Annotated in this window: 20 protein-coding genes, 4 tRNA genes and 1 riboswitch; of the genes, 21 read left to right on the forward strand and 3 right to left on the reverse strand. The window is 39.6% G+C overall.

The window, feature by feature from the left end; all coding sequences use genetic code 11:
* Positions 1 to 74: 74 nt before the first annotated feature.
* Positions 75 to 1,970, reverse strand: a complete 1,896-nt coding sequence (gene thiC / locus MKL32_RS13600; RefSeq protein ID WP_004916989.1) for a phosphomethylpyrimidine synthase ThiC — start codon at positions 1,968 to 1,970, stop codon at positions 75 to 77.
* Between the two features lie 84 nt (positions 1,971 to 2,054).
* Positions 2,055 to 2,174, reverse strand: a riboswitch (TPP riboswitch).
* Between the two features lie 147 nt (positions 2,175 to 2,321).
* On the opposite strand from thiC, the gene phoU reads away from it, so the two are divergent.
* Positions 2,322 to 3,044, forward strand: a complete 723-nt coding sequence (gene phoU / locus MKL32_RS13605) for a phosphate signaling complex protein PhoU (RefSeq protein WP_075696858.1) — start codon at positions 2,322 to 2,324, stop codon at positions 3,042 to 3,044.
* Between the two features lie 218 nt (positions 3,045 to 3,262).
* On the forward strand, positions 3,263 to 3,382 hold the full coding sequence (locus MKL32_RS13610) for a hypothetical protein (protein ID WP_270900657.1): 120 nt from the start codon (positions 3,263 to 3,265) through the stop codon (positions 3,380 to 3,382).
* 436 nt (positions 3,383 to 3,818) lie between these two features.
* On the opposite strand, the gene MKL32_RS13615 is transcribed toward MKL32_RS13610, so the two are convergent.
* Both MKL32_RS13615 and argH read right to left on the reverse strand, forming a co-directional pair.
* Positions 3,819 to 4,094 carry an oxidative damage protection protein gene (locus MKL32_RS13615; protein ID WP_004916986.1) on the reverse strand — a complete coding sequence of 92 codons (276 nt, stop codon included), beginning with the start codon at positions 4,092 to 4,094 and terminating at the stop codon, positions 3,819 to 3,821.
* 9 nt (positions 4,095 to 4,103) lie between these two features.
* Entirely contained in the window at positions 4,104 to 5,537 is a 1,434-nt protein-coding gene (gene argH, locus MKL32_RS13620; RefSeq protein ID WP_270900658.1) for an argininosuccinate lyase, read from the reverse strand.
* Between argH and MKL32_RS13625 the strand changes: the two genes are divergently transcribed.
* From MKL32_RS13625 to tuf, 19 genes are all read left to right on the forward strand, one after another.
* Positions 5,528 to 6,670: a sensor histidine kinase gene (locus tag MKL32_RS13625; RefSeq protein ID WP_005403540.1), complete on the forward strand. Its 1,143-nt coding sequence runs from the start codon at positions 5,528 to 5,530 to the stop codon at positions 6,668 to 6,670. The genes argH and MKL32_RS13625 overlap by 10 nt on opposite strands.
* Positions 6,671 to 6,727: 57 nt before the next feature.
* Positions 6,728 to 7,468, forward strand: a complete 741-nt coding sequence (locus MKL32_RS13630; protein ID WP_004916982.1) for a LytR/AlgR family response regulator transcription factor — start codon at positions 6,728 to 6,730, stop codon at positions 7,466 to 7,468.
* A gap of 110 nt (positions 7,469 to 7,578) precedes the next feature.
* Positions 7,579 to 8,496 carry a hydroxymethylbilane synthase gene (gene hemC / locus MKL32_RS13635; RefSeq protein WP_125272412.1) on the forward strand — a complete coding sequence of 306 codons (918 nt, stop codon included), beginning with the start codon at positions 7,579 to 7,581 and terminating at the stop codon, positions 8,494 to 8,496.
* A 1-nt stretch (position 8,497) separates the two neighbouring features.
* Positions 8,498 to 9,274 (forward strand): uroporphyrinogen-III synthase, encoded by a 777-nt coding sequence (locus MKL32_RS13640; protein WP_125272411.1) that lies wholly within the window; start codon positions 8,498 to 8,500, stop codon positions 9,272 to 9,274.
* Entirely contained in the window at positions 9,271 to 10,101 is an 831-nt protein-coding gene (locus tag MKL32_RS13645) for a hypothetical protein (protein WP_042892807.1), read from the forward strand. The genes MKL32_RS13640 and MKL32_RS13645 overlap by 4 nt, the downstream gene beginning before the upstream one ends.
* A gap of 6 nt (positions 10,102 to 10,107) precedes the next feature.
* Positions 10,108 to 11,301: a hypothetical protein gene (locus MKL32_RS13650; protein ID WP_087540386.1), complete on the forward strand. Its 1,194-nt coding sequence runs from the start codon at positions 10,108 to 10,110 to the stop codon at positions 11,299 to 11,301.
* Between the two features lie 8 nt (positions 11,302 to 11,309).
* Positions 11,310 to 11,741 carry an acyl-CoA thioesterase gene (locus tag MKL32_RS13655; protein WP_004958542.1) on the forward strand — a complete coding sequence of 144 codons (432 nt, stop codon included), beginning with the start codon at positions 11,310 to 11,312 and terminating at the stop codon, positions 11,739 to 11,741.
* A gap of 382 nt (positions 11,742 to 12,123) precedes the next feature.
* Positions 12,124 to 12,450 (forward strand): H-NS histone family protein, encoded by a 327-nt coding sequence (locus tag MKL32_RS13660; RefSeq protein ID WP_004958548.1) that lies wholly within the window; start codon positions 12,124 to 12,126, stop codon positions 12,448 to 12,450.
* Between the two features lie 180 nt (positions 12,451 to 12,630).
* On the forward strand, positions 12,631 to 13,374 hold the full coding sequence (gspN, locus tag MKL32_RS13665; RefSeq protein WP_270900660.1) for a type II secretion system protein N: 744 nt from the start codon (positions 12,631 to 12,633) through the stop codon (positions 13,372 to 13,374).
* The gene (locus MKL32_RS13670) at positions 13,374 to 14,222 is read left to right on the forward strand and encodes a type II secretion system protein N (protein WP_204379392.1); all 849 of its coding nucleotides are present in this window, start codon (positions 13,374 to 13,376) and stop codon (positions 14,220 to 14,222) included. Before gspN ends, MKL32_RS13670 begins: the two co-directional genes overlap by 1 nt.
* A gap of 41 nt (positions 14,223 to 14,263) precedes the next feature.
* Positions 14,264 to 16,519, forward strand: coding sequence for a type II secretion system secretin GspD (gene gspD, locus MKL32_RS13675; protein ID WP_126132050.1), 2,256 nt, complete (start codon positions 14,264 to 14,266; stop codon positions 16,517 to 16,519).
* A 63-nt stretch (positions 16,520 to 16,582) separates the two neighbouring features.
* Positions 16,583 to 17,194, forward strand: a complete 612-nt coding sequence (locus tag MKL32_RS13680) for an FHA domain-containing protein (RefSeq protein ID WP_126132049.1) — start codon at positions 16,583 to 16,585, stop codon at positions 17,192 to 17,194.
* Positions 17,195 to 17,259: 65 nt separating this feature from the next.
* Positions 17,260 to 17,952, forward strand: coding sequence for a phosphoglycolate phosphatase (locus MKL32_RS13685; RefSeq protein WP_005403548.1), 693 nt, complete (start codon positions 17,260 to 17,262; stop codon positions 17,950 to 17,952).
* An 82-nt stretch (positions 17,953 to 18,034) separates the two neighbouring features.
* On the forward strand, positions 18,035 to 19,528 hold the full coding sequence (gene trpE / locus MKL32_RS13690; protein ID WP_005403549.1) for an anthranilate synthase component I: 1,494 nt from the start codon (positions 18,035 to 18,037) through the stop codon (positions 19,526 to 19,528).
* 98 nt (positions 19,529 to 19,626) lie between these two features.
* Positions 19,627 to 19,702: transfer RNA gene (locus MKL32_RS13695), tRNA-Thr, on the forward strand.
* 53 nt (positions 19,703 to 19,755) lie between these two features.
* Positions 19,756 to 19,839: transfer RNA gene (locus MKL32_RS13700), tRNA-Tyr, on the forward strand.
* Between the two features lie 34 nt (positions 19,840 to 19,873).
* Positions 19,874 to 19,949: transfer RNA gene (locus tag MKL32_RS13705), tRNA-Gly, on the forward strand.
* Positions 19,950 to 19,960: 11 nt separating this feature from the next.
* A tRNA-Thr gene (locus MKL32_RS13710) sits at positions 19,961 to 20,035 on the forward strand.
* A 165-nt stretch (positions 20,036 to 20,200) separates the two neighbouring features.
* Positions 20,201 to 21,391 (forward strand): elongation factor Tu, encoded by a 1,191-nt coding sequence (tuf, locus tag MKL32_RS13715; RefSeq protein ID WP_004913952.1) that lies wholly within the window; start codon positions 20,201 to 20,203, stop codon positions 21,389 to 21,391.

The raw sequence follows: 21,391 nt of genomic DNA on the forward strand, positions 1-21,391 counted from the left end.
ATAAATTAGGATGAGATTGTACATATCTCATCCTAACCGAGAATGGTTCGTTGGAAAATCTTTTTTTAGTCGATTTACACTTTGTGGTACAGTTTTTGACCATGTTCCTGATAAGCGGTTTTCATTGCATTGAGACCTGCTTCAACTTCTGCATCTTCATCATTTGATTGATTGGCATTGTGTTGATTTTGCGCATAATCTCGCACATTCTGTGTGATTTTCATCGAACAGAATTTTGGTCCACACATCGAACAGAAATGAGCTGATTTATGAGCTTCTTTTGGAAGTGTTTCATCATGCATGCTACGTGCCGTATCAGGGTCTAAGCTCAGATTAAACTGATCGTCCCAACGGAATTCAAAACGTGCTTTAGAAAGTGCATTATCACGGACTTGCGCACCTGGATGACCTTTGGCTAAGTCTGCCGCATGCGCTGCAATTTTGTAGGTAATGATGCCATCTTTTACATCTTTCTTATTTGGTAAGCCTAGATGTTCTTTAGGTGTAACATAACAAAGCATCGCTGTACCATACCAACCAATCATCGCAGCACCGATTGCTGAGGTAATGTGATCATATCCTGGTGCGATGTCAGTCGTGAGTGGTCCAAGAGTATAGAAAGGAGCTTCTTTACAGACTTCTAGTTGTAAATCCATATTCTCTTTAATCATATGCATAGGCACATGACCAGGACCCTCAATCATCACCTGAACATCATGTTCCCAAGCACGATGTGTCAACTCTCCCAGTGTTTTAAGTTCACTAAATTGCGCTTCGTCATTGGCATCTTGAACACATCCAGGTCGTAGTCCATCACCTAAGCTGAATGAGACATCATAAGCTTTCATGATTTCGCAAATTTCATCGAAATGCGTGTACAAGAAGTTTTCCTGATGATGTGCTAAACACCATTGCGCCATAATTGAACCCCCACGAGATACAATGCCTGTGAGGCGATTTGCAGTCATAGGAACGTAGCGAAGTAAGACACCAGCATGAATGGTGAAATAATCTACACCTTGTTCAGCTTGTTCAATCAAGGTGTCTTTAAAAATTTCCCAAGTGAGGTCTTCTGCAACACCATCCACTTTTTCTAAGGCTTGGTAAATTGGAACAGTCCCAATTGGAACAGGTGAGTTGCGAATGATCCATTCGCGTGTTTCATGGATATTTTTACCTGTCGATAAATCCATAATGGTGTCAGCACCCCAACGTGTTGCCCATGTCATTTTGGCAACTTCTTCATCAATAGATGAGCCAAGCGCTGAATTACCAATATTGGCATTAATCTTCACTAAGAAGTTACGACCAATAATCATCGGTTCACATTCAGGGTGATTAATATTTGCAGGGATGATCGCACGTCCTGCAGCAATTTCTTGACGTACAAATTCAGGGGTAATTTCTCTTAAATTTTGTGCACCAAAATTTTGTCCTGCGTGTTGGCGCATATCAACGTCATGACGTTGGCGTTGATTCTCACGAATTGCAATATATTCCATTTCTGGCGTGATAATACCTTGCTTCGCATAATGCATTTGCGTGACATTTTTGCCTGCTTTTGCGCGGCGAGGATTTTGGATATGAGCAAACCGAATATCTGCTGTGCGAATATCTTTTAAGCGTGCTTGTCCAAACTCAGAACTCAAGGTTTCTAAAACATCTGTATCATTGCGTTCTTCAATCCATGATTGGCGAACTAGAGGTAAACCTTTGTTCAAATCAATTTGGACATTTGGATCTGTATAGACTCCAGATGTATCGTAAACCATGATTGGTGGGTTATGTTCGCCACCTAAACCAGTAGGAGTATCTGTGAGACTGATTTCTCTGAACGGTACTTGGATGTCTGGGCGTGAACCTTCAACATAGACTTTTTTGGAGGCAGGTAAGATACGGGTTAAATCTTTAGCATCTTGCTCATGTTGAGCAGAAATATCAGCAGGGGAAAGATTCGTTAATTGGTTCATTGCATGATCCTTATGTTTGGCATTAACGAATCAAGCACGACCAAAAACGATGGCGGATTTATCTCTTTGATAAATAAAGGCGAAGTTTTTGCTGGGCTTGATTCCTACGCAGGTGTTAACCTGATCAGGTTCAACGGTACTTGTCTTTAAATTGAGAATTAAGACAATCTCAGCAGTTTGTTAACTGCGCTCCGTCAAGCTAGGCATTTAGACTAACAGATTTTTGCTTTATTGTTGTATCAATTAACACCATTCGTTAATTGCCAAATCCATGCTATTGTCATAAAAGTTTCATCATAGTTATGGTTTAATCACCAATCATTTTTTCCATGTGTCTAGTGGAGGCATCCTGTGTGTCCAAGTAATCCAGTGTTAAGTCACCATATTTCTTCACAATTTAATGAAGACCTACAAGATGTTCATACCAAATTTATGACAATGGGCGGATTGGTAGAGCAGCAAGTTGCTAACTCAATTCATGCTTTATTAGACACAGATGCCAATTTAGCGATTGATGTTCAGTTTAAAGACAACACGGTGAATCAATATGAGCGAGATATTGATGAAGGTTTGACTTTAATTTTGGCGCGCCGTCATCCTGCTGCGATCGATTTGCGTATGGTGATTGCAATGAGCAAAGCCAATACCGATCTTGAGCGAATTGGTGATGAAGCTGCAAAAATTGCACGTATTGCTCAAAATCTTTGTGAAGAGGGTGAGTCACCACGTGGTTACATGGAAACACGTCATATTGGTAATCAGGTTCGTGTCATGATCCATGATGCATTAGATGCATTTGCGCGTTTAGATGTGGATCAGGCTTTGAAAGTTGTTATGGCTGATGTCGATATTGATCGTGAATATCAATCAGCGACTCGTACACTTATGACATATATGATTGAAGATCCACGTCATATCTCACGTGTTATTAATGTGATGTGGGTGTTACGTTCTTTAGAGCGAATTGGTGATCATGCGCGTAATATTTCTGAGCAAGTGATCTATATGGCGAAAGGTATGGATGTTCGTCATACTAGCATTGAAGAAATTGAGCAAAAAGTAAATCAAAAGTAATTTTGCACACCCAAAAAGATTTAATAGAAAGTGAATTTAATCAAAGTAAATCTGAAGCAGATTTTGATTAAGTTCACTTTTTTTATGAAAAACGGTTTGTTTGGATCATTTTGGGGTGATTTTAATGATCTGTTATAGTTTTTTTTGAAGGCTTTGTGGCTATATTTAGAATCAGTATTTTTTCAAAATAGTATTTTCAACCTAAAGGCGAGAATGCTATGAGTTTCCTAAAAAAGAAAAATAATGCGAGCTTCGTTTTCTTTATTATCGTTCTATATGCATGTCTTGGATTTGGTTTAGGATTTATGATTTGGGAGTATTTCCTGCTATCTCCATAAGATTGCAGAAACGAATATGTCACACAGATATTTAGATAGAGTAAATAAAAAAATCCCAGACTTCGGGGGAAAAGTCTGGAAGAGAAATATCATGCATTGTTGAGATATTGGGGGTATCTCTATCTTTCTATAAGTAACTTTAAATAGAATCGTTCAATCTGTCATGTAGACAACTGTGTATACTCTGTAATCCTTTATTACTAGTGTAAAGATCACGTAAATAAAAATGATAAATCATAAGTGTTTTTAAATCAAAATTTGAACTTATGGTAAAAATAGCCTGTAATTTAAAAGATCAAAGTTGTCTTGCCAATTTTTAAATAAAAAAAGCAATGATGGAATCATTGCTTTTGACACAAGAAATTTTAAAAAACTAAGCTCCCCTTCTTAACTTGGCAGAGCTTAGCTGTTCGATAAGGGTAGAGCGTTACTCAGCTTATCCTTGTTCAGGCTTCCAGCCTTCGGCTTTTTCTACGCTTTGGTCATTGTTGAAAAATTTCTCGCGTTGTTCCTCGAGGAATTTTTTTGCATCTGGTTCAAATACATTTAAACGTTTTTCGTTAATCAATGTAGTTTGATGTTTTAACCATTCTTGCCAAGCTTGTTTAGATACAGTCTCAAAAAATTCTTGACCCTTTGCACCAGGGAATGGTGCAAAATCTAAACCTTCAAGTTCTTGTTGGTATTTACGGCAAAATACTTGTCTAGTCATGATCAGTCCTTAAGCGTATAGCTGTTCTAAGCGAGTGTGTGCACGAACAATTGCAGCTTCAACTTGTTTAGGTGAAGTTCCACCAATATGGTCACGTGCATTCACTGAAGCTTCTAAAGTCAAAGCTTTGTCAAATACATCTGCTTCAATCAGATCAGAGAATTGTTGTAACTGTTCAAGAGAAAGCTCAGACAAATCTTTTTCTTCTGTTACGCCAAGAGCAACTGCTTTACCAACAATTTCATGCGCATCACGGAAAGCAACACCTTTTTTCACGAGGTAATCCGCAAGGTCGGTTGCTGTAGAGAAGCCGCGTAAAGCTGCTTCACGCATAACTTCAATATTTGGTACCAGTGCTGGAACCATGTCTGCAAAAGCCATAAGTGAGCCACGAACGGTATCAATGGCATCAAATAATGGTTCTTTGTCTTCTTGGTTATCTTTGTTGTATGCCAATGGTTGACCTTTCATTAAGGTCAATAAGCTAATTAAGTCGCCAAAAACACGACCAGACTTACCACGAACTAATTCAGGAACATCTGGGTTTTTCTTCTGTGGCATGATTGAAGAACCAGTACAGAAGCGATCAGGAATATTCACAAACTTGAACTGAGCTGAAGTCCATAGAATTAGTTCTTCAGACATACGTGATAAGTGCATCATGATCAAAGATGCTGCGGCATTAAATTCAATCGCAAAATCACGATCTGAGACTGCATCCAGAGAGTTTTCTGAAACGGCTTCAAAACCTAATAACTCAGCGGTATAGGCACGATCAATCGGGTAGGTTGTACCAGCTAAGGCTGCTGAGCCGAGTGGCATACGATTGACACGTTTACGGCAGTCTTGTAAACGTTCGGTGTCACGAACAAGCATTTCAAACCAAGCTAATAAGTGATGACCAAACGTCACAGGTTGAGCTGTTTGTAAATGAGTAAAACCGGGCATGATGGTATGCGTATTTTGACTTGCTAAACTCAGTAAACCTTTTTGTAAGCGAAGTAATAAGCCTAAAATGTCATCAATTTCATCACGTAGATATAAACGAATATCTGTTGCTACTTGGTCATTACGACTGCGACCTGTATGAAGTTTTTTACCTGTGATGCCAATACGTTGAGTCAGACGAGACTCAATGTTCATGTGGACATCTTCTAAATCAATACGCCATTCAAAATTTCCAGCTTCGATTTCTGCTTTAATTGTGCTTAAACCTTGAATAATGTCATCACGTTCAGCTTCAGTGAGTACACCAACTTTCGCTAACATGGTTGCATGAGCTATAGAGCCCGCAATATCTTGTTTATAAAAACGTTGGTCAAATTGCACAGATGCTGTAAATTCTGCAACAAATGCATCCGTTGCTTCTGAGAAGCGACCGCCCCACATACCAGAGGTTTGATTAGGGCTTGCTGTAGATGAGGATTGAGAAGATGTGGTCATGGCGGCTCAGTAAAATAAAAAAGAGTATAGCAAATCCAAACGCAGATGCCGAAACTCGACGCAAGAAGTTATCGCAATCTCGTCAGATGAATTCATCAGGCACGTATTTTTTTACGAAAATTGGTCAATGGCAACACTTATTAGAACTAATTGTTGCAAGTAATGTATTGGCAATGGTTTTAGCATTGGCGGAAGCTCGCTCTTGGCATGCTTTGGAAGGTATTCGCGTTTTACAATACACCTTTTTTATTAATTGGGTGATTTTATCTTTTTCCGCATTTGTCGATTATTTTCAGGATTTCTTTACTAAGTTAAGTCAAAAGGTCGCTTTGACTTTGGGTTTTGTTGTCCTGCAAATCATTGTGCTGCTTACAACTTGCGCTGTGAATATCATTCAGTTTTGGGCAGCTCGATCTACTGGTTTTTCCGAAGATGTCTTATTTCATGGCGTAAGTTTGCATTTGGGGTATGGTATTTTATTGGGTGCTTTTTGCTTACGTTATTTATATATGCGTGAGCAATGGTTGCGTCAGCAGTACAGTGAGTTAAATGCGCGTATTCAAGCGATGCAGGCACGGATTCATCCACATTTTTTATTCAATAGTTTAAATAGTGTGGTGAGTTTGATTTCAATAGATCCAGATAAAGCTGAAAATATGTTGATCAGTCTTTCTCGATTGTTTCGGGCCAGTTTTCAGGAGTTGAAACTGGTAAGTTTGGAGGAAGAAATTGATCTGTGTAAGCAGTATCTCAGTATTGAGAAAATGCGTTTAGGTGATAGATTAACCGTAGAATGGAATATTCAAGCGACACCAATTGAGTTAAAACGAGCGACTATTCCATTATTAACGTTGCAACCTTTGTTAGAGAATAGTATTTTTCATGGGGTGGAAAAAGTTTTACAAGCTTCAACGATTAGCGTATTGGTTGAAATATTGCAAAATCAAGTCACTATAGTCATTACTAACCCCTATTCTCACGATAAAATAAAATCCAGAACAGGGAATGGTATTGCAATAGAAAATGTTGAACAGCGCTTGAAGGCTTATTATGGGCCAGCTGTGAAATTTCAAGTGTATGGAGGAGTGTCGTTATATACGACTGTGGTGAGTTACCACGATCGAGTAAAATAATAAGTCCAGTTAACCATAAAAAATATGGATGATGTTAACGGTGACAAGGAGGAGAGGATGAAAGTTCTGATTGCTGATGATGAACCTCTCGCAGTAGAGCGTTTATCACGTTTAGTGACCCAGATGGGGCATGAAGTGATTGCGACAGCACATCATGGGCAAGATGTGTTAGATCATATTGAAAATGATTCACCAGATGTTGTTTTATTAGATATTCAAATGCCAGGGATGAATGGATTAGAGTGCGCTGAGCAATTGAGTCACTTGAACCCACGTCCTGCTATTATTTTTTGTACGGCATACGATCAACATGCATTGGAAGCATTTAAATTTCAAGCCCAAGGATATTTACTCAAACCTGTAGCCCAACAAGATTTACAGCAGGTTTTTGATAATTTAACTCAACTTACCCAAGCTCAAATGACGGGTTTAAAACAACAAGATCATATGTACGATACTAAAACTCAACGTCACCAAATTGCTGCAAAAACTTATCGTGGGGTCGAACTTATCCCTGTAGAAAATATTTATTATTTTTTGGCGGATCAGAAGTATGTCACCGTGCGCCATAAAAATGGCAGTGTATTGATAGACGAAACATTAAAAGATTTAGAGCATGAGTTTGCTGACCGCTTTATTAGAATCCATCGTAATGCGCTTGTTTCACTAGATTATTTAGAAGGTTTAGAGCTGGTTGCTGCTGGGCAATACCAAGTTCGATTACGTGAACTCGAGGAGCGCTTGTCGGTGAGTCGCCGTCATTTACCAAGTCTAAGAGAGTGTATGCATCAACTATAATTTGTTGAAGCTAAGCTTGTTATGATCACTTTTTGCTTTTTTTGCTTGCATTTTTAAATGATCAAGTTAAGTTTGGAGCAATTGCTTTGATCAATACTTAACTTAGATTTATGAAAACTCTAAAAATTGCAACTCGACAAAGTCCTCTTGCACTTTGGCAAGCTGAGCATATTCGTGCTCGTTTAAATGAACTTTATCCTGATTTAACGGTTGAATTGGTTAAGTTTGTAACCCAAGGTGATAAGATTTTAGATACGCCTTTGGCAAAAATTGGTGGTAAAGGATTATTTGTAAAAGAGTTGGAAGCAGCACTATTGGATGGGCGTGCTGATTTAGCTGTACATTCAATGAAAGATGTGCCGATGCATTTACCTGCAGGCTTAACACTTGCAGTGATCTGTGAACGAGAAGATCCTTTAGATGCTTTTGTATCGAATCAATATGCTCATTTTGATGAGTTACCACATGGTGCGAAAGTAGGAACCTCAAGTCTACGCCGTAAATGTCAGATACTTCAGCAACGCCCTGATTTAGAAATTATTGATCTACGCGGTAATGTCGGAACACGGTTATCTAAACTCGATGATGGATTGTATGATGCGATCATTTTAGCGAGCGCAGGTTTAAAACGCTTAGGTTTGGCAGAGAGGATTCGCCATTGCCTCGCACCTACATTGAGTTTGCCTGCAGTAGGGCAAGGTGCTTTGGGGTTGGAATGTCGTGCAGATGATCAAGAATTACTGGAATTAATCTCTCCTCTTCAACATGAAGTAACTTCAATTTGTGTACGTGCAGAACGTGCATTTAATGCCTATCTTGAAGGCGGATGCCAAGTTCCGATCGCTGGTTATGCGACAATTACTCAAAATCAACTTCATATCGAAGGTCGAGTCGGTAGTGTGGATGGAAAGACGCTATTAAAAGAACAATTGTCAGGAGCATTGGATGAGGGAGAGCGATTGGGTGTGGTTTTAGCCGAAAAATTATTGGCACAGGGTGCAGGTGAGCTACTGAAAGCTTTATATTAAAATGTTATTCATCAATACGCGCCCTGAAGATCGAGCACATTCATTAAATCAAGCTCTGATTCAAGAGGGGATACAGGTTGAATCCTTGCCCTTACTTGAGTTGGTTGCTGAGCCATTTACAGTAGATTTGATGCAGTTGTATGATCAACTCAAGGCTTCGCAAGTGATCGTTGTTGTCAGTCCAACTGCTGTTGAGATTGGCATGCTGCATCTCAAGAATAGTGAGATTGATTTAGATCAACTTAAACATATTCAATGGATCGCGGTTGGGCAAGCCACAGCAGCAGCGCTAAAAACCTTTGGGATTGATAGTCTTGTTCCTGATGTGGAAAGTTCAGAAGGGATGTTGCAGCTACCGATACTTAGAGAACGTGTTGACTTAAATACAGTCGCCTTTTGGCGTGGGCATGGCGGACGTCAATTTATGATGCAACATTTGCAACAAACAGGCGTTAATACTCTCAACTTTATCCTTTATCGTCGCCAATGCCCTGAACTAAGTTTGACTAAATTTCCTAAACTCGTTTCTCAATTGGTATCACAACAACCAGTTTTTGTGTTGATTAGTAGTGAAGCAAGTTGGAGAAACTGGCAAAAGCTCACCGCACAGATTAGCAAAGAGTTGGATTGTATTTATTTAGTACTTGGTGAGCGTTTAGCTCAGGTATTGTGTCAAACGCAAAATCAAGTAGATTCTATGTTGAAATATATTCAGTTAGAAACATTAGCACCATTAGAAATTATTCATTCTATTCAAGGCTGGCAAGGACAATCATGAGAAAAATTGCTTATTTCATATTGGTTCTGGGTTTGGTGTGGTTGGCGAAACTCAGTTATGATGTTGCGCAATATTCTCAAACAATTCCTCAGCTTCAACAGCAGTTGGTTCAATCACAGCAACAATACTCTTTGTTAAATGACCAATTAGTGGGTTTGCAACGACAACTGCAAGACAAAAACACCTCAAATACCAATAATAAACTTGTAACTACACCGATAACGATTGATGGTATTGCTCCCGCTGTTGTAATCAAGCAAAAACTACAATTAGTGCAGTTTGCGGTAGATCAGCAACAATTTATTTTTGCGCTAGAACAGTTGAATCAGTTGCAACAACAAATGGCTCAACATCAAGTTTCACCAGCATTGCAGCATGGTCTTATCAAAGCGATGGAACAAGATAAGCAAAACATTCAACAATATGTATTGCTGCAAACTCAGCAGCGTCAGCAGTTTGATACGTTATTGCAGTATTTAGATCAGCAGCTTCAGCAAGAAATGCAGAAACCCGATATTCGACTGCAGAAAAACAGTGAACGTTCATGGTGGCAATGGTTCAAATTTGAAAAGGTGCAACGCACTCCACCGGACTTAATTCAACGAAGTATTTTACTAAAAGAGGCTCAATTAAGATTATTACTTGCAGAGCAAGCATTGCATTTAAATCAAGCCACTGAATATCGCAAGTCAATGCAAGAAGTTATGCTGCTTTTAGAGGATCTGCCAGATCGTAGTAGTCAGCAAATGAAACTACGAGTGGAGAAAATGCTTAATCTTCCCGTCATTCCTGCTCCGAAACTAACGACTCTCGGTTTGCTAGGGTAGTCCGATATGAAGCATTTATTGAAGATATATTTCCTTGCAATCCTTAGCTTATTCGCTATTTTTTCAGTCTTTAGCTATGGTTACGGTAGTGGTTACGCTTATATCTATTGGCGGGACTGGCAGTTTCAAAGTAGCTTTTGGGGATTAGTAACCTGCTTTATTCTTGTGAGCTTCATCGCTCAGGCAGGATGGTTATTAGCAAAAAGATATCTCGCACAACAGCAAAGACAGAAAGATACAATTCTTCGATTTAAAGATTTACATCCTTATGAGCAGCTTGGCATCGTTTGGTTATTAGATGCTGCCAAAGATCAGCAAGTGTTCATTGAGCGAGTTTTCACACAGTCAGGTTTATTGAGTAATATCGTTGATGCTCAATTTGATTATCGCAATGGTGATTATGAAACCGCATTGATGAATCTAGAAAAGTCAGCCCCTATGGCTTTTGAACTTGCTGAATTGCTTAGAGTGGATATTTTTCTAGAGCGACAAGAAACAGAAAAAGCACTTACACATTTGGAATTTCTCGCACAACATCAACTATCCCCTTGGCTAAGCGAAATTGAAACGGCATATCAGCAAAAAATAACCAGTTTGTGGGGTAAATTGGCCTTACAGAAGCCATGGGTGTTTTTACAAAGTACTCAACATGGGCTGCTAGATGCAGAACATCGTGATCTTTGGTTGCAGCAATTATTAATTCAATTTGATCAAGCTACTGTAGATGATTTGGGTGCACTTCAACAACGTTATATGATGCTGCATTCAGAAATCAAAGCACGACCTTATACCAGTAAAGTACTTTGGTTAAAATTATTGGCTCGAATGCCTGAAATGAGTCTCCAGCACGAGGAGCTTGCCTTACATCTATTGCAAGAGCATTTTGATCCTGAAGTATTTTATTTGTGGTTTCAACAACAGCTACTTAAGCAAATTCCTGATTATGCTTATGTTGAACAACGAATTATGGAGTTGGAGCAAAAATATACCAGCGTTCCAATGCTGGCTTTTGCAAAATGGCATATATTTATGGCGACAGATCGCCAGACTGATGCAGCACAATTGTTGGATTTATATCCTGATAATATTTTAATGAGTTATTTAAGGATTAAATCCATCTTGGGTGATGATTCTGATTTAATCAGACAGTTGAATTTAATCTTTGAAAATGATGTTAATTTTCTTAACTTTAAGATATGAGTGAAATAATGAAAGAGCTGTCTGTCTATCCAGTAATTCTTGAGCAAGCTGTTGCATGGGGGGATATGGATGCTTTTGGACATGTAAATAATGTTCAATATTATCGATATATTGAAAGTGCACGAATTGCTTATTTAATGAAATTAAACATATTCGATGAGGATATATTGACGGTTGTTGCTTCGAGTCAATGTAAATATTTAAGCCCAGTATTTTATCCTGATGTGCTGCATATTGGTGCAAGAATTGAAGAGTTAAGAAATAGTGCGTTTAGAATGCATTATGTTTTATGGAGTCGTGATCAAGCTCAAGTGGTTGCAACTGGTGAGGCCGTCATGGTGTGTGTTGGCAAACATGATTCAAAGAAAATTAATATACCTACCGAGATTCGTAATCGTATTATAACGTTGGAATCAAGTGTTGGACATCATATTGAATAATATGTAAAGACAGTTATGTATAATTTTATCTAAGTCATATTTATTGAGTTGTATCGAGGTGCAATTCAATAAATTTTTTAAAATAAAGCTTACTTATAAATCTAGATTAAGTTTATTTTAAGGTGGGTTTTGAATTGATATTTTAAGAAATAATAACAATAAAATATGAAGTTAAAAGAATGGTAAAATGTGCTGTAATATTTGATGTGAACAAAGTTTCTTTGTTTTATTGTAAATAATAGCTGATTTAAGTGAATGCTGTGATTAAGTTGACTATTTTAATATTGATTATCTAATTACATATAAATTAATATTGAGTTGAATTTTTAATTCATTTTATTTTTTGAGTGATATATTTCCCTTTTGAGTTGGAGTGGTTCTAATGAAACCAGATATTAGTGATTTATCTGTTGAAGATCTCAAGCGTTTGCAAGCTGAAGCTGAAGCTTTAATTGCAAGCAAAAAAGATCAAGCAATTGAAGATGCTTATAATCAAATTATTGCGATTGCTGAAAACGTTGGATACAGCGTTGAAGAGCTTTTGGAGCTTGGTGAGCAAAAACGTAAGAAAACAACCCGTAAAGCTGTTGAGCCGCGTTACCGTAATAAAAATAATGCAGAAGAAACTTGGACAGGTCGCGGTAAGCAGCCACGTTGGTTAGTTGCAGAATTAGAGAAAGGTGCAAAACTTGAAGATTTCTTAATCTAAGTCAAGTTTTAAAGTCATCGTATTGTCATAAGGTGATTTTATTCTTTATTAAAAAGCCAGGCTTAAAAAGCTTGGTTTTTTTATATGAGAGAATTGGCGATGTTGAAAAAGTATGCATAATGTCAATCAGAGGGCGAGTGTCTCGACAAGGATGATATTTTGCGTGTTGGTAAGGGTGGAATGAAGAAAAAAACAAAACAATGGAGATGGTGGATTTTCGCCGTTTTTGCATTCTTAATTTTTATTATTTTACAAATTCCAGCAACATGGTTAATTGCTAAGTTTTCTAAAGATAATCAAATATTACATAATGTTAGTGGCAATATCTGGCAGGGGCAGGCGGATTGGCAGCGTGGTCAACTGCGAGGAACTGTCCATTGGAAAACTAGACCTCTAGATTTATTGTTATTACGTGTTGGTGCAAATCTCGATATACACAGTGGAAATACCCAATTTAATGGTGTTTTTGTTTATGGTTTTGGTAAAAAAATCATGATCAAGAATCTTCAAGGTGAAGTTTCACCTGAAACCTTAAAGTATTTTGCAAATTGGCAGTGGCCTGAGAACGCGATTCAATTAAAAGATGTTCAGTTAAATTATCAAAAAGAAAAAGGATTTAGTGCTGCGGAAGGGCAGCTAAACTGGGGTGGTGGTGAATTGAATTATACATTCGGTCAACGTCAAGATCGTATGAATATGCCTTCATTAATAGCTGAAATAAAAGATGAAAATGGTCAGCTACAAGTAGATGTACGTGATCAGCGTAGTCAAAAAATGGCAAATCTAAGTCTAGACCCTAGTTTGATGCTTGATGTGCAATTGACGCAACGAATGCTTTTGAATATTCCATCATATGAAGGAAAAGCTGGTTTAGACACTTACGTGATTAGCTCACGTCAACCACTCATGCAGGGTGGCTTCTGATGAAACAATTTGCTCAAAAGATTCAACAATTGAGATGGCAGAAATTAGACAAGCTAGATGCGTTGGTGTTGGTAATATTAGTGCTATGGCTATGTTGGAAGTTGGCTTCTTTATTTTGGTTTGTTGTCGCACCGCCGCAGCCGATGCAGTTTGATCGAGTTGAGTTGGGTTCGCAGCAAGCTCAAGTACCCAACATTAGTTCGTTTGCATTATTTAACGAACCCGCAGCAGTTTCTGCTCAAGATAATGTTAATTTAGAGTTGCAGGGTGTTTTGCTAGGTTATCCAAGTTATTTATCCTCTGCTGTCATTAAACTCAATGATGTTGCTGAACGTTATCGTGTCGGTGAGACGATTGGCTCAACGTCCTACCAACTTGCAGAGGTTTATTGGGATCATGTGATTCTTAGGCAAGGAAATGGTGCTACACGAGAAGTTAAATTCAAAGGTCTAGAAAACGGCTTATATCAACCGATAGCACCCGTTTTAAATGAAAGTATGAATAATCAGCCAACTCAAATGCAGCCCCAAGCACCTTCTCAAAGTTCTCCGCAATCTGCTTTAGGTCAAGCGATACAGCAGATGCAAGATAACCGAGAGCAGTATTTAAAAAATATGGGTGTGACTGGCGGCGGTTCAGATGGTTATGAAATCTCTGATCGAACACCATCGAACTTGAAAAACACATTAGGTTTGCGTTCAGGTGATCGTATTCTGTCGATTAATGGTCAAACTGTTGGGCAAGGGCTAAGCGAAGTACAATTATTAGAGCAAGTACGTCGTGAAGGGCATGCCAAAATAGAAATAAAACGTGGTGATCAAGTGATGACCATACAACAAAGTTTTTAGTGATAACACGTCACCACATAAGTTAGGAATAAGTGCAGGTTATGGCTTTTTTAAATCATCAACGTCCACTTTGGGCATTACTTGCCGCAGCACCTTTAGCCGCGTCAATCAGTACCCATGTGCAAGCACAAACATGGAAGATCAATTTACGTGATGCGGACTTAACAGCATTTATTAATGAAGTTGCAGATATTACGGGGAAAAACTTTGCGGTTGATCCTCGTGTACGTGGTAACGTCACGGTGATTTCAAATAAGCCTTTAAATAAAGATGAGGTTTATGACCTATTTTTAGGTGTTTTGAATGTTAACGGTGTTGTGGCTTTACCATCGGGAAATACTGTAAAACTTGTTCCTGATAGCAATGTGAAAAATTCTGGTATCCCATATGATTCACGCAGTCGTGCGGGTGGAGACCAAATCGTTACACGTGTGATTTGGCTGCAAAATACCAACCCTAATGATTTGATTCCTGCACTTCGTCCTCTGATGCCACAATTCGCGCATTTAGCTGCTGTAGCAGGAACAAATGCGCTGATTGTTTCTGATCGTGCCGCAAATATTTATCAGTTAGAAAATATTGTGCGTAATCTTGATGGCACAGGCCAGAATGATATTGAAGCGATTAGTTTGCAATCAAGCCAAGCAGAAGAAATTATTGGTTTGCTAGAAACGATGAGTGCAACAGGCGCATCTAAAGATTTTATTGGCTCACGTGTACGCATTATTGCGGATAATCGGACTAATCGCATTTTGATTAAGGGTGATCCTGATTCGCGTAAACGTTTACGTCAAATGATCGAAATGTTGGATGTGCCTTCGGCAGATCGTTTGGGCGGTTTGAAGGTTTTTCGTTTGAAATACGCCAGTGCAAAAAACTTAGCTGAAATTTTGCAAGGCTTGGTCACTGGTCAATCAGTTTCATCGTCTTCAGCATCAAATAATGCAGGCTCATCAAATAACCCAATCAATAACCTTGTTTCAAACAATCAAAGCTCAAATTCAACATCTGGATCATCTTCCTCGATTTCCACGCCTTCAATTAATTTGAATAGCGGCTCAAATAATCAAAATGCAGGTGTTTCAAGCTTTAATGGAAATGGTGTTAGCATTATTGCGGACAGTACGCAGAATGCATTGGTAGTTAAAGCGGATCCTCAGTTAATGCGTGAAATTGAGGCCGCGATCCAGCAATTAGATATACGTCGTCAACAGGTGCTGATCGAAGCGGCAATTATTGAAGTTGCTGGTGATGATGCAGATCAATTGGGTGTTCAGTGGGCATTGGGTGATATAAGTAGTGGTATTGGATTAATAAACTTTACCAATGTTGGATCTAGTTTATCAAAACTAGCTGCTGGATATTTGACAGGTGGAGCGGCTGGTTTGGGTTCTGCGATTGGGGCTGGTTCTTCGATTGTGGTGGGTGACTATAAAGAGGGTGCGAATGGTTCGCGTAAGCTTTATGGTGCATTGATTCAGGCGCTAAAAAGTAACACGAAATCCAACCTTCTTTCCACACCATCTATTGTGACGATGGATAATGAGGAAGCCTATATTGTTGTGGGTCAGAATGTACCATTCGTAACTGGTTCTGTGACGACTAACAGCACAGGTGTGAATCCATACACCACTGTTGAACGTAAGGATGTGGGTGTAACGCTAAAAGTTGTACCGCATATTGGTGAAGGTGGTTCTGTTCGGTTAGAGGTTGAGCAAGAAGTCTCTGCTGTACAGGAAAGTCGCGGTCAAGCAACGGATTTGGTGACCAGTAAGCGTGCCATCAAAACTTCGGTTTTAGCTGATCATGGCCAAACGGTTGTTCTGGGTGGTTTGATTTCCGACAATTCAATCCATTCGAGACAAGGATTGCCTGTCTTAGGTGATATTCCTTACCTTGGTCGATTATTCCGTGCAGACAGTAAAACCAATGAAAAACGTAATCTCTTGGTTTTCATTCACCCAACGATTGTTGGTGATTCGGATGATGTGCGTCGAATTTCTCAACAACGTTACAATCAGCTTTATAGCTTGCAGCTAGCTATGGATAAAAATGGTAATTTTGCTAAGTTGCCTGAAAATGTGGCTGATATTTATCGTCAACAACCGTTAAATACTACGTCACCGTATCAAAAGGTTCCAACAGCAACACAAACTCAAAGCAGTGTCGTAACTACGCCTGTAGCGACTATTGAACCTCAGGTGCAACAGCAAACTATTCAGCTGCCAGCAAAATCGACTGAGCGTAGTAAGAATACAGTGACAACTACGACGATTCGTTCGGCATCTTCACAGTAGATGCACAGAAGACCTTATGTCACAATGTTAAAATTGAGAGAAATTTTATAAGGATATGCATCTATGACTTGGAAACTACAAGCCATTACGGGTGAATTTACGGGGCAAGAGATTAGCGTAGAGCGTGATATGTTAGTTGGTCGTCATCAAGATGCTGACCTTTTGTTGCAATCCGCCGATATTTCTCGTCGACATGCTGCCTTGTTGTTGAAAGATCATCAGCTTTGGGTTCAAGATTTGAATTCTTCAAATGGCACATTTATCAATGATTTGAAAATTGAACAAGAAACAGAGTTGCATGATGGGGATATTTTGCAATTTGCGAGCTTTATGTTTTCTGTACTTGCACCTGTTGATGCTGAATTGCCTGAAATTGAAGCAGAACCAGCGCCATCAACATCACACGACCAAGGCATGCCAAGTATAGCTGAACGTGCTGTCGAAACTCCAATTAGTCGTGATGGAATGCCGCAGCAAGTTGCGATTCCCAAGCCTGCGCCGATACCACAAGGTGTTGATGTGCAGTCGACTTTAGAGCAACAACCTATTCCATTTGAAGAGCCTGTATCACGAGTGGCACAAGAAGTTGAACAACAAAAAAATGCATCTGTAGGTTTGATTTCAATTATCGTGCTGATCATTTTGGCTGTGATTGCTTGGCTGTTCTTTAAATAATTACGCGAAGCTTTTACAATCAGGGCATACCATGAGCGTATGCCTTTTTTATGTCGAGTAAATTTATGCTAATTGCACAGTTAGAGCGTCGTAGCCTTATTCTCTTTGATCTCGATGGAACACTTGTTGATTCTGCAGCAGATTTGTACCGTGCGATGAATCTCAGTTTGGAAAAACTAGGATTTCCATTAGTCACGGAAGTGCAGATTCGAGCTTGGGTTGGAAAAGGCGCTGCAAAGTTGTGTGAAACGGTGCTTGATCATTTATTTGGGGATGCTAACCCAGAACAACTCAATCATTTACTTGATACATTTGTTGAAATTTATGCACAGGAATTATGTGTCGACACGAAAGTATATGCAGGGGTGTTGGAATTTTTACAGTATTGTCAAACACATCAAATTACGATGGCATGTGTAACCAATAAGCCTGAACACTTGGCTCGAGGTATTCTCGATGTTTTGGGATTGAGTGCTTATTTTAAAATGGTAATTGGAGGTGATAGTTTAGCTGAGCGCAAACCACATCCGTTGCCATTGTTACATTGTATGCAGCAGCAAAATGCTCTGGCTTCTGAAACGTTGATGATTGGCGATTCAAGTAATGATGTTGAAGCGGCAAGACGTGCAGGTATAGATTGTATTGTGGTCAGCTATGGCTATAATCATGGAGAAAGTATCTATGACTGCCAACCACAACAAGTGATAGATAGTTTGGCAGAATTGGTAGATGAAGATCAGGTGAGGAGAAGGGCATGAAAATGAGTATGGTTTTTCGATGGCGGGATTAAAGCAGCATTAAAACTAAACGCAGATTAAATCGAAACCATAGAGAATATTCATGACGACCTTAGTACAATTCGAACAGTTAAAATCTTTAGGCTACAACACTATTCCTGTATACCGTCAACGTTTAGCGGATACCGAAACTCCGCTTTCTGTTTTCGCGCGCTTCAAAGAACACAAACAAGCATATTTGTTTGAGTCTGTTGAAGGTGGGGAGAACTGGGCGCGTTATTCCATGATTGGGTTGGGAGAGTCGACAGTTTTTTCTTGCAATGCAGGAATCTTGACTATTCAACAGTTGGATGGTTCTGTTATTCAACAAGAATGTAGTGATCCATTCCAATATATACGTGATTTTCAAAAACAATTTAAAGTGCCGACTCAAAATGAGTTGCCTGATTTACCAAGCTTTACTGGCGGTTTAGTTGGTTATCTTGGTTATGATGCAGTGCGTTATATTGAACCTAAACTTAAAAATGTACCAACAGCCGACCCTGTGTCTTTACCCGATTTATGGTTAATGCTATCTAAAACAGTTATTGTTTTTGATAATTTGAAAGATACGTTATTTTTGATTCATCATGCTGATGTGAATCAAGAAAATGCCTATCAACAAGCACAACAAAAATTAGATCAACTTGAACAATTACTTGCAACACCTGTAAGTCTGCAAGCAAAGCCGCATTCTGCTCCTCATTTTGAATCTATTACAGGTAAAGAGAAGTTCCTTGCAACCGTTGAGAAGGTAAAAGAGTACATTCGTGCTGGTGATGTGATGCAGGTGGTACCTGGTCAGCGTATGGTTTCTGATTTTGATGGTGAAGCATTACAGGTTTATCGTGCACTCCGTCATTTAAACCCTTCACCTTATTTATTCTTGGTACAAGGACAAACACTGACGGATCAGAAGCCTTTTCATATTGTTGGTTCATCTCCTGAGATTTTGTCTCGTTTGGAGAATGGTATCGCAACAGTACGTCCTTTAGCAGGCACTCGACCACGTGGAAAAACTAAAGAAGAAGATTTGGCTTTAGAGCAAGATTTATTGGCTGATGAAAAAGAAATTGCAGAACATTTAATGCTGATTGATCTTGGACGAAATGATGTTGGTCGGGTTTCAAAGATTGGTAAGGTTCAAGTCACTGATCGTATGGTGATTGAGCGCTACTCACATGTGATGCATATCGTCTCAAATGTACAGGGGGAGGTTCGAGATGATGTCGATGCGCTTGATGTATTTAAAGCGACATTCCCTGCGGGCACACTTTCAGGTGCACCTAAAATTCGTGCAATGGAAATCATTGATGAAGTAGAACCAGTTAAGCGTGGTGTATTTGGTGGTGCTGTTGGATATTTGGGTTGGCATGGTGAAATGGATATGTCGATCGCGATTCGTACCTGTGTGATTCGTGATAAAAAAGTATATGTGCAAGCTGGAGCAGGGCTTGTTGCAGACTCAAATCCAGAATCAGAATGGAATGAAACTCAAATAAAAGCTCGCGCAGTGATCAAAGCGGTTGAATTATCATCAAATGGTTTGATTTTATGAGTTTTTCGCAGTTTTTATAAAAAAACTGCTTGCATAGCCTGAGAGTTTTGCTAAACTGCACACCGTTCCGATACGAAACGTACGAAACACTAAGAAACGCCGGCATAGCTCAGTTGGTAGAGCAACTGACTTGTAATCAGTAGGTCCACAGTTCGAATCCGTGTGCCGGCACCATCTTAATGTAGTAGAGTGTTAGAGTGAAGAACAGCACTGTGTAAGTGTGATATGGTGAGATTCCCGAGCGGCCAAAGGGGGCAGACTGTAACTCTGTTGCGAAAGCTTCGAAGGTTCGAATCCTTCTCTCACCACCATCTAGCTTCGATTGAAGTGGTTAAGTACCAACGCGCGGGAGTAACTCAGTTGGTAGAGTGGCAGCCTTCCAAGCTGCATGTCGCGAGTTCGATCCTCGTCTCCCGCTCCATCGAAGAGATCGCTCTTATAGCTCAGTGGTAGAGCACTCCCTTGGTAAGGGAGAGGTCTCGAGTTCAAATCTCGATAAGAGCTCCAGATATACAACTTGGTAGAATTTCTACAAAGATTTAAAAAGAAGCAGGCTATTATAGTCTGCTTTTCAAGTATTAGGTGTCTAGTTTTTTAGGCGAATGTCGATAAAGAAAGTTTTTCAGGGTTGTTTTTCTCTAAACTGGTGTCGACGTAAACGAGGAAAATCAAATGGCTAAGGCTAAGTTTGAACGTAATAAACCACACGTAAACGTGGGTACAATTGGTCACGTTGACCATGGTAAAACAACTTTAACTGCTGCGATTGCAACAATTTGTGCAAAAACTTACGGCGGTGAAGCGAAAGATTACTCACAAATCGACTCTGCTCCTGAAGAAAAAGCACGTGGTATTACAATTAATACATCACACGTAGAATACGATTCTCCAATCCGTCACTACGCTCACGTAGACTGCCCGGGCCACGCCGATTATGTTAAAAACATGATTACTGGTGCTGCTCAGATGGACGGCGCGATCCTTGTATGTGCTGCGACTGATGGTCCAATGCCACAAACTCGTGAACACATCCTTCTTTCTCGTCAGGTCGGTGTACCTTACATCATCGTATTCTTAAACAAGTGTGACCTTGTTGATGATGAAGAATTACTTGAATTAGTAGAAATGGAAGTTCGTGAACTTCTTTCTACTTATGACTTCCCAGGTGATGACACTCCAATCATCCGTGGTTCAGCTCTTCAAGCATTAAACGGTAACGACGGCCCTTACGGCGAAGCTTCTGTTCTTGCACTTGTAGAAGCGCTTGATTCTTACATCCCAGAACCAGAGCGTGCAATCGATAAAGCATTCTTGATGCCAATCGAAGACGTATTCTCTATCTCTGGTCGTGGTACAGTAGTAACTGGTCGTGTAGAAGCTGGTATCATCAAAGTTGGTGAGTCTGTTGAAATCGTTGGTATCCGTGATACTCAAACGACTACAGTTACTGGCGTTGAAATGTTCCGTAAACTTCTTGACGAAGGTCGTGCGGGTGAGAACTGTGGTATCTTACTTCGTGGTACTAAGCGTGAAGACGTACAACGTGGTCAAGTACTTGCTAAACCAGGTACAATCAAGCCACACACTAAATTCGATGCAGAAGTATACGTACTTTCTAAAGAAGAAGGTGGTCGTCATACTCCATTCCTTAACGGTTACCGTCCACAGTTCTACTTCCGTACAACTGACGTAACTGGCGCGATCAAATTACAAGATGGCGTAGAAATGGTAATGCCTGGTGACAACGTAGAAATGTCAGTAGAGTTAATCCACCCGATCGCAATGGACCCAGGTCTACGTTTTGCGATCCGTGAAGGTGGTCGTACTGTAGGTGCTGGTGTTGTTGCTAAAGTAACTGCATAA

The organism is Acinetobacter sp. AOR34_HL, from assembly GCF_027854795.1.
GTDB classification, from domain to species: domain Bacteria; phylum Pseudomonadota; class Gammaproteobacteria; order Pseudomonadales; family Moraxellaceae; genus Acinetobacter; species Acinetobacter junii.